The 8,174-nt window shown below is 74.2% G+C and carries 8 protein-coding genes; 2 read left to right on the forward strand and 6 right to left on the reverse strand.

What is annotated here, in order from left to right; all coding sequences use genetic code 11:
• Nucleotides 1–22: 22 nt before the first annotated feature.
• On the forward strand, nucleotides 23–340 hold the full coding sequence (locus ACZ4LX_RS17255; protein WP_467711157.1) for a hypothetical protein: 318 nt from the start codon (nucleotides 23–25) through the stop codon (nucleotides 338–340).
• Between the two features lie 38 nt (nucleotides 341–378).
• Complete coding sequence (locus ACZ4LX_RS17260; RefSeq protein ID WP_467711156.1) at nucleotides 379–1,128, forward strand: DUF2625 family protein; 750 nt, start codon at nucleotides 379–381, stop codon at nucleotides 1,126–1,128.
• Nucleotides 1,129–1,331: 203 nt separating this feature from the next.
• Here ACZ4LX_RS17260 and ACZ4LX_RS17265 read toward each other — a convergent pair whose 3' ends face one another.
• The 6 genes from ACZ4LX_RS17265 to ACZ4LX_RS17290 form a co-directional block, all read right to left on the reverse strand.
• On the reverse strand, nucleotides 1,332–3,131 hold the full coding sequence (locus tag ACZ4LX_RS17265) for a DEAD/DEAH box helicase (RefSeq protein ID WP_467711155.1): 1,800 nt from the start codon (nucleotides 3,129–3,131) through the stop codon (nucleotides 1,332–1,334).
• Nucleotides 3,132–3,265: 134 nt separating this feature from the next.
• Entirely contained in the window at nucleotides 3,266–3,469 is a 204-nt protein-coding gene (locus ACZ4LX_RS17270; protein ID WP_168510673.1) for a cold-shock protein, read from the reverse strand.
• A gap of 218 nt (nucleotides 3,470–3,687) precedes the next feature.
• Nucleotides 3,688–5,226, reverse strand: coding sequence for a histidine ammonia-lyase (gene hutH / locus ACZ4LX_RS17275; protein ID WP_467711277.1), 1,539 nt, complete (start codon nucleotides 5,224–5,226; stop codon nucleotides 3,688–3,690).
• A 131-nt stretch (nucleotides 5,227–5,357) separates the two neighbouring features.
• Nucleotides 5,358–6,509 (reverse strand): GGDEF domain-containing protein, encoded by a 1,152-nt coding sequence (locus tag ACZ4LX_RS17280; protein WP_467711153.1) that lies wholly within the window; start codon nucleotides 6,507–6,509, stop codon nucleotides 5,358–5,360.
• A 342-nt stretch (nucleotides 6,510–6,851) separates the two neighbouring features.
• A complete protein-coding gene (locus ACZ4LX_RS17285) occupies nucleotides 6,852–7,682 on the reverse strand; it encodes an enoyl-CoA hydratase/isomerase family protein (RefSeq protein WP_467711152.1) in 831 nt (276 codons plus the stop codon).
• 251 nt (nucleotides 7,683–7,933) lie between these two features.
• On the reverse strand, nucleotides 7,934–8,174 hold a 241-nt coding region (locus ACZ4LX_RS17290), incomplete at its 5' end, for a hypothetical protein (protein WP_467721205.1).

Consider the following 8,174-nt stretch of genomic DNA (forward strand, 5'->3'; position numbering starts at 1 on the left):
GCCACAAGGGGATCGATATTTCGTGTCCGCCGCACGTCGATCGTTGCTGACCGCCACCGCAGCCGGGACCCTCCTGGGTGCCCTGTGGTTCGTCCCGTCCGCCAACGCGACCCAGGACCAACCCAGTCCGGGCGTCTCGGCGTCGGCCACCGCGACGACGACCCCCGAGGCGCGCACCGCGACGGACTCGGACACGCAGTCCGACGGGGCCCACACCCAACTCGCCGACACCGGAAGCGTCGACACGACGCCGTACGTCGTCGGCGGCACCCTCTTCCTCGCCCTGGGCGCCGGATTCGTGACGTACTCGGTGCGCCGCGAGCGCACGATGGCCTGCTGAGCGCAGTACTCCGGTCCGGACCGACCCACGGGGAATCCATGCGAGACCTGACCGAGCTGACCGACGTCGAGGAGCCCTCCTGGCCGCTCCTGTCCGAGGCACTCGCCGCGAGCGGGGTGTCCATGGACGTCCTGCCCGCGGACCCGGCACTGGGGCGCGCCACCCTGCTCCAGCTCCAGGTCACCGCGCGTTCCTGGCTGGGCGGTCTGGTGCTCAACTGCGGCGGCCTGGTGCTGGACAGCGGCTGGCTGCGCATCTACGGCAGCCCGGCCGCCGACACCTCCACGGGACTGCCCGGCGCGTCGGCGGACCTGCCGAGCCTCGCCGAGGTCAACGAGTTCCCCGAGCGGTTCGACCCGTCCTGGCGCCCCGCGAACGGACTCGTCGTCGGCCATGACGTGCTGGGCGGGGTCTTCCTCGTCAACGGCGCCGACCCGGCAGCGGCGGGCCGCCCCGGACGCCCCGGCGAGATCGTCTACTTCGCGCCGGACTCGCTGCGCTGGGAGGCCCTCGAAGTGGGCCACGGGGAGTGGCTCGACTGGTTCCTGCGCGAGGGCACCGACCGGTTCTACGACACTCTGCGCTGGCCGGGCTGGCGTGCCGAGTCCGGCCTCCTGGGCGGGACGCAGGGCCTCTCCGTCGTCCCGTTCCTGTGGTCGGCCGAGGCGCGCCGCGACCTGCACTCGACCAGCCGCCGCGCGGTGCCGCTGGCCGAAATCCTCCAGCTCCACCGGGACTTCGCCCTGAAGCTCGACAAGGTCGACCCCGGGTTCTTCGGCAGCCCCTGACACCGGTCCGGGCACAGGGCCCGCCGGGGTCCCCAGGTCGGTGCGGCGCCACCCGCCCGGCGCGGCGGCCCGGCCGGGCGGCTCACCGGGACGGGCCGGCGGGACGGCCCGAGAGCCGTCGCGCACCGGGCCGCCACCACGTCTCCTCGGGGCGCGGCACCGGCCGTTCTGCCCGGAGCCGCCGACGGGCTTCCGCGGGCGCGCTACGCGGCCCTGCGGCCGCCGCCGTCCCTGCCTCCGCCGTCCCTGCCGCCACGGCCGGCGCCACCGCGGTTCTGCCCGCCGCGCCCGCGACCGCCGCCGCTCTGCGCCACGGCGTCCTGGCCGCGACCCGTGCGGCGTCGCGGAGCGCGCCCGGCGCCGTCCGTGCGGGCCGAGCCCGTACCGCCCTCGGCCGGCGTACGGCGTCCGCCGCCGTCACCGGAACCGCCGCGGCGTCCCGTGCCGGGGCGGGTCCTGGCACGCGGCTTCGGCTGCTCGGCGGGCTGCGGCACCTCGATGACCACGGGCACGCCGGAGGGCTCGCGCGCTCCGGTCAGACGGGTCAGCTCCTCGTCGCCGGACCTGACACGGGCGGTGCGCGGGGTGATGCCGGCGTCGGCCATCAGCCTGGTCATCTCCCGCTTCTGCTCCGGGAGTACGAGGGTGACGACGCTGCCGGACTCGCCCGCGCGCGCGGTGCGTCCGCCGCGGTGCAGATAGTCCTTGTGATCGGTGGGCGGGTCCACGTTGACGACCAGGTCGAGGTCGTCGATGTGGATGCCGCGGGCCGCCACGTTGGTGGCGACCAGCGCGGTGACCTGGCCGTTCTTGAACTGGTCGAGGGTGCGGTTGCGCTGCGGCTGGCTGCGCCCGCCGTGCAGCGCGGACGCCCGTACGCCGTTGGCGAGCAGCCGCTTGGTGAAGCGGTCGGCGCCGCGCTTGGTGTCGACGAACAGGATCACCCGGCCGTCGCGCGCCGCGATCCGCATGGCGACGGCCTTCTTGTCGGTCTCGTCGGCCACGTGCAGCACGTGGTGCTCCATGGTGGTCACCGCGCCCGCCGACGGGTCGACGGAGTGCACCACGGGGTCGGTGAGGAACATCCGCACGAGACGGTCGATGTTCTTGTCGAGCGTCGCCGAGAACAGCAGCCGCTGACCGCCCGGCTCGACCTGCCGCAGCAGCGCCGTGACCTGCGGAAGAAAGCCCATGTCGGCCATCTGGTCGGCCTCGTCGAGCACGGTGATCGCGACCTGGTCCAGGACGCAGTCACCCCGCTCTATGAGGTCCTTGAGGCGGCCCGGAGTGGCCACCAGCACCTCGGCGCCGCGGCGCAGCGCACCGGCCTGGCGGCCGATCGACATCCCGCCGACGGCCGTGGCGACGCGCAGCTGGACGGAGGTCGCGTACGGCGTCAGCGCGTCGTCGACCTGCTGGGCCAGCTCACGGGTGGGCACCAGGACGAGGGCGAGCGGCGCCCTCGGCTCGGCACGGCGGCCCGCGGTGCGCGCCAGCAGGGCGAGCCCGAAGGCCAGCGTCTTGCCCGATCCCGTGCGGCCGCGGCCGAGGACGTCACGGCCCGCGAGGGAGTTGGGCAGGGTCGCGCCCTGGATCGGGAAGGGCTCGGTGACACCGTTCGCGGCGAGGGTCTTCGTCAGCGCGGCCGGCATGTCCAGGGCGTCGAAGGAGTCGACGGCGGGCAGTGCGGGCGTGAGGGTCTCGGGCAGGGAGAACTCCTGCGGCGGCGTGACCGGGCGGGTCGCGCCCCTGCCCGCACCACGGCCGGCGCCGCGGCCCGCGTTCCGCGCGGCACCACCCGTCCGAGCCGGACCGCCGGACCTGGCGGAACCGCCGGTCCTCGCGGAACCACCGCCGCGTGCCGGGCCGTCGGACGTCGCGCCGCTGTTCTTCACGGCGCCGCCGCTCCTCGTGGCACCGCCGTTGTGGGCGGCGCCGCCGTTCTGGACGTCGCCACGTGCGCGCGTCGGCCGCTTACGGGCGGGACGTTCGGATCGAGTCATGCTGGATCTGGTTTTCCTTCCTGGGCCCCACGGACTGCACGCACCGAGCCCGTCCGCGGACGGGCGTTCACAGCACGAGCCGGGGCCCGCACCCGAAGGTGCGGGCCCCGGCTCTGGAAAAGCGCGACCCCGGATCAGGCGGGGACGATGTTCTCCGCCTGCAGGCCCTTCTGGCCCTGCGCGACGTCGAACGAGACCTTCTGGCCCTCCAGCAGCTCACGGAAGCCGGAGCTGGCGATGTTGGAGTAGTGGGCGAAGACGTCGGGGCCGCCGCCGTCCTGCTCGATGAAGCCGAAGCCCTTTTCCGAGTTGAACCACTTCACGGTTCCTGTAGCCATGTTGTTCTCCCGAACAGGTAAGGGTCCCATCCGGAGCTGCACCGGGAAAATGCCGGAGATGCCGGTAAAACAAAACGCGCCTGCGGAAGATTCCGATCAGGCGCACAAAGTAAATGGGTACCAAAACGTATCAATGCGAGACCCTAGCACACCGGGGAGGGCGGCCCGGTGCGGAGGGGCGCCGGCGGACGGCGCCCCTCCGCGTGCCACGGGGTCCGCTACTGGAGCGGGCCGGTGACCGGCTCCACGGCCGTCAGCACCCCGCCCGCGCGCACGAACGCGTCCGCCGCCTCCAGGTCGGGGGCGAGGAAGCGGTCCGGCCCGGGGCCCTGGACGCCGGCCGCGCGGACGGCGTCGATGACCGCCTGCGTCGCGGGGGCCGGGGCCAGGCCTTCACGCAGCTCGATCGCGCGCGTGGCGGCGTACAGCTCGATGGCGACGATGCGGGTCAGGTTGCCCACGGCGGTGCGCAGCTTGCGCGCCGCGGACCAGCCCATGGAGACGTGGTCCTCCTGCATCGCCGAGGACGGGATGGAGTCCGCGGACGCCGGGACGGCGAGGCGCTTCATCTCGCTCACCAGGGCGGCCTGCGTGTACTGGGCGATCATCAGGCCCGAGTCGACACCGGCGTCGTCCGCGAGGAAGGGCGGCAGGCCGTGCGAACGGTTCTTGTCGAGGAGCCGGTCGGTGCGGCGCTCGGCGATGGAGCCGAGGTCGGCGGCGGCGATCGCGAGGAAGTCGAGCACGTAGGCGACGGGGGCGCCGTGGAAGTTGCCGTTCGACTCGACGCGGCCGTCGGGCAGTACGACCGGGTTGTCGACCGCCGAGGCCAGCTCGCGCTCGGCGACCGTGCGCGCGTGGGCGAGGGTGTCGCGGCCCGCGCCGGCGACCTGCGGCGCGCAGCGCACGGAGTAGGCGTCCTGGACGCGCGGGGCGTCGTCCTGGTGGTGCCCGGTGAGCTCCGAACCCTTCAGCACGGCCAGCATGTTGGCGGCGCTGGCGCCCTGTCCGGGGTGCGGGCGGATGGCGTGCAGTTCGGGCGCGAGGACCTTGTCGGTGCCGAGCAGCGCTTCGAGCGAGAGGGCGGCCGTGACGTCGGCCGACTTGTACAGCGCCTCCAGGTCGGCGAGGGCCATGACCAGCATGCCGAGCATGCCGTCGGTGCCGTTCAGGAGGGCGAGCCCCTCCTTCTCGCGGAGCTCCACGGGGGTGATGCCGTGTTCGGCGAGGAGTTCGCCGGCGGGGCGCACGGTGCCGTCGGGGCCCTCCGCGTCGCCCTCGCCCATCAGCGTGAGCGCGCAGTGGGACAGCGGCGCCAGGTCGCCGGAGCAGCCGAGCGAGCCGTACTCGTGGACGACCGGGGTGATGCCGGCGTTCAGGATGTCCGCCATGGTCTGCGCGACCTCGGGGCGTACGCCCGTGTGGCCGGAGCAGACGGTCTTGAGCCGCAGGAACATCAGCGCGCGGACGACCTCGCGCTCGACGCGCGGACCCATCCCGGCCGCGTGCGAGCGGACGATGTTGCGCTGCAGCTGGGCGCGCAGCTCCTGGCTGATGTGCCGGGTCGCGAGGGCGCCGAACCCGGTGGAGACGCCGTAGACGGGCTCCGGCTTGGCCGCCAGCGCGTCCACGATCTCGCGGGCCGCGGCGAGGGCCGCCACCGCCTCGCCGGAGAGCTCGATCCGGGCGTCGTCGCGCGCCACGGCAAGAACGTCGGACGCGGTCACCCCGGACGTCCCCACCACCACAGTGTGCATATCCATATTCAGGAGCGTACGCAGTGAATTCGTTGATGTCACTAGTGGGTGCCGGGTTGACCCCTTACTCCGGCGAACGTCACAGCGGACCTCCGGACGTCCGGGCCACCCGGTCCACGACGGCGGGCAGGTCAGGGGCGCAGCTGGTGGCGTCCGCGGAAGCGGCGGCGCTCCCCCTCGGTGGGCGACGGAGCGTCCGCCAGCTGTACGACCGGGTCGTCGGGGCCCTCACGCCCGGCGACGACGGGCCGTGCCGCGCGGACGGCCTTGGCCCGGTACTGGGCCGCGTCCGCGAGCCTGAACAGCCGGCGGGCGGACCGTACGGGCCCGATCGCCTCCTCGGTCGAGGCGACCCCGCACGCCACACCCTCGCCGAGCTCCAACTCGGCCGCACGGCGGCACAGTTCGTCGGCGATCCGGACCACGTCCGCCGCCGGCGGGCCCACCGCCAGCAGACAGAACTCGTCGCCGCCGAGGCGGGCGGCCAGGGTGCCCGGAAGCATGGCCCCGCACAGGGACAGCACCGACCCGAACCGTTCGAGGAGCCGGTCGCCGACCGCGTGCCCGCGGGTGTCGTTGACGCGCTTGAGCCCGTTCAGGTCGCAGACCACGAGGCTGACCACGACGCCGTCCTTCTTGTACTGCTCGACCGCTTCGTCGAGCCGCATGTCGACGGCGCGGCGGTTGGCGAGCCCGGTGAGGGAGTCCGTGAACGCCAGCCGCCGCGCCTCCTCCAGGCGTTCGGTCTGCGCTATCCCGGCGGCGACGACGGAGGCGAGCACGGTCGCGAAGTCCGCGTCGGCCCGGTCGAAGACCGGGGCACCGGCGGAGCGGGCCACGTACAGCTCGCCCCAGGCCCGGCCGTGCAGGACGATCGGCGCGACCACGCAGCAGCCGCGCCCCCGTCGGCGCAGTGCCGCGACGCGCTGGTGGCAGTACCCGGCGCCGCCGCCCGCCGGGCCGTCGGCGGTCTCCACCCAGGCGTTCGGGCCACCGCCGCCCGCCCAGCGCTCATGCAGGAACTCGGTGATCTCCGGGAACTGGTGCACCGGATAGGACTCCCCGTCCGGGAACTCGGCCTCGTCCGCCGCCCGGTCGCCCACGTTGGCGAGGACCCTCAGCCGCCCGAGCTCGCGCTCCCACACGGAGAGCGCGGCGAAGCTTCCGGTCAGCGCGTGGCACGCGCCGAGGGCCGCGGCCCGCCACGACTCGCGCGGGGTGTGTGCCGCCGCCATCCCCTGCGCCAGCTCCACCACGGCCTTCAGCCGACTGTCCTCACCCATCACCCCAGGCTAGGTAAAAACATGGCATTTAGGGACATTGATACGGCGAACAGGGGTCCGAGCGGGCGGGCACCGCCGGAAGGGACCCGAAGGGGAGCCCGGCGGGAGCCGCCCGGGGCGCCGGCCGGAACCACCGGACACGGCCCGCGCGAACCGCCCGAAAGCGCCGGAGGAAGCCACCGGAAGGGGCCCGGCGCGAACCGCCCGAAGCGTCGGAGGGAGACGCCGGAGACCAGTCGGCACGAACCGCCCGGGCGCCGGAGGGAGCCGCCTGAAGAGGCGGGCGACCCCGGCGGGAGCCCTACCGGGCGCCCCCGCCGGACAGACGCCGGCAGGCACTTCTCACTCGCCGGGCCACTGCGGGGCACGCTTCTCGTTGAACGCCGCCACACCCTCGGCCCGGTCCCCCGAGAAGGCGACCGACCGCCATGCGGAGTCCTCGACCTCCAGGCCCGCACGCAGGTCCAGGCCGTGACCGAGCCGCAGCGCCCGCTTGGCCGCGCGCAGGCCGACGGGGGAGTTCGCGGCGATGCGCGCGGCGAGCGCGAGGGCCTTTGCCGTGTCCTGCCCGGCCTCCACCAGCTCGTCCACGAGACCCAACTCCCGCGCCTCGGCCGCCTCCAGGCGCCGCGCCGAGAAGATGAGCTCGGCCGCGCGGGCCGCGCCGACCCGCCGGGGCAGCAGCTGCGTGCCGCCACCGCCGGGGATCACCCCGACGGACACCTCGGGCAGCCCGACGACCGCCGTGCGGTCGGCCACGATCAGGTCGCACGACAGCGCCAGCTCGAACCCGCCGCCCAGCGCGAAGCCGTGCACGGCCGCGATGGTCGGCATCGGCAGCTCCAGGACACCCGTGTACGCGGCCCGCGCCACCGGGCGCTGCCGCACCAGGTCGGCGTCGGTGAAGGAATTGCGCTCCTTCAGGTCGGCGCCGACGCAGAAGGCCCGCTCATGGGTGGACGCGAGCACCACCACGCGTACGTCCCGGTCGGCGGCGAGCGCGTCGCAGGCCCCGGCGATCGAGCGGGCCATCTCGGTGGACACCGCGTTCATGGCCTTGGGCCGGTCGAGGGCGAGCTCGGCGACGTGCCCGTGCCGCCGTACGGCGACGAACTCCCCGAACCGCCGCTCGTCGACCTGCTCCGTCGTCGACTCCGGCCCCTGCTCCGCCATGACGCCCTCCCGGTTAACGTGGGTTAACAACCGACGCCCCGATCATCGCAGCCGACGCCGCCCCAGGAAACCCGCTCCCCCGCCCCGTACGTCCCCGTTCGGGTGACATCCGGCCCAACTCCCGCCCATCGCGCGCGAACCGTGCATAACCTGCGCACCGCCACAGCGCTTCGGGGGGCGCGGGCACGTAGGGGAGGGACGACCATGACGAACGGCCGTACGACAGACGTCGGCAGGACCCGCCCGGAACCTCAGGCCGGCCCCACGAAGAACAGCGCGCCACGGACCGGCCCCGCGCCGGCCCGCACGACAGATCCGGCTCCTTCCGGAACGGCCCCGGCCCCCACCACCGCCGCGGCCCGACCGGACGACGTCACCCGCACACCCACGGACACGACCGGGAACGCCACCCGAGGGGCCGCCGACGGCGGTGGGTCGTCGGTGAGCGGCATGAGCGACGGCCCGTCGAGGGCCGGCACGCGCAGCGCCTCG

Source organism: Streptomyces sp. NPDC026062, from assembly GCF_055568375.1.

Excerpts from the sequence above, each read along its gene's own strand:
- ACZ4LX_RS17280 (WP_467711153.1), bottom strand. The coding sequence starts at position 6,509 with ATGGGTGAGGACAGTCGGCTGAAGGCCGTGGTGGAGCTGGCGCAGGGG.
- ACZ4LX_RS17260 (WP_467711156.1), top strand. The coding sequence starts at position 379 with ATGCGAGACCTGACCGAGCTGACCGACGTCGAGGAGCCCTCCTGGCCG.
- ACZ4LX_RS17285 (WP_467711152.1), bottom strand. The coding sequence starts at position 7,682 with ATGGCGGAGCAGGGGCCGGAGTCGACGACGGAGCAGGTCGACGAGCGG.
- ACZ4LX_RS17265 (WP_467711155.1), bottom strand. The coding sequence starts at position 3,131 with ATGACTCGATCCGAACGTCCCGCCCGTAAGCGGCCGACGCGCGCACGT.
- ACZ4LX_RS17270 (WP_168510673.1), bottom strand. The coding sequence starts at position 3,469 with ATGGCTACAGGAACCGTGAAGTGGTTCAACTCGGAAAAGGGCTTCGGC.
- hutH (WP_467711277.1), bottom strand. The coding sequence starts at position 5,226 with ATGCACACTGTGGTGGTGGGGACGTCCGGGGTGACCGCGTCCGACGTT.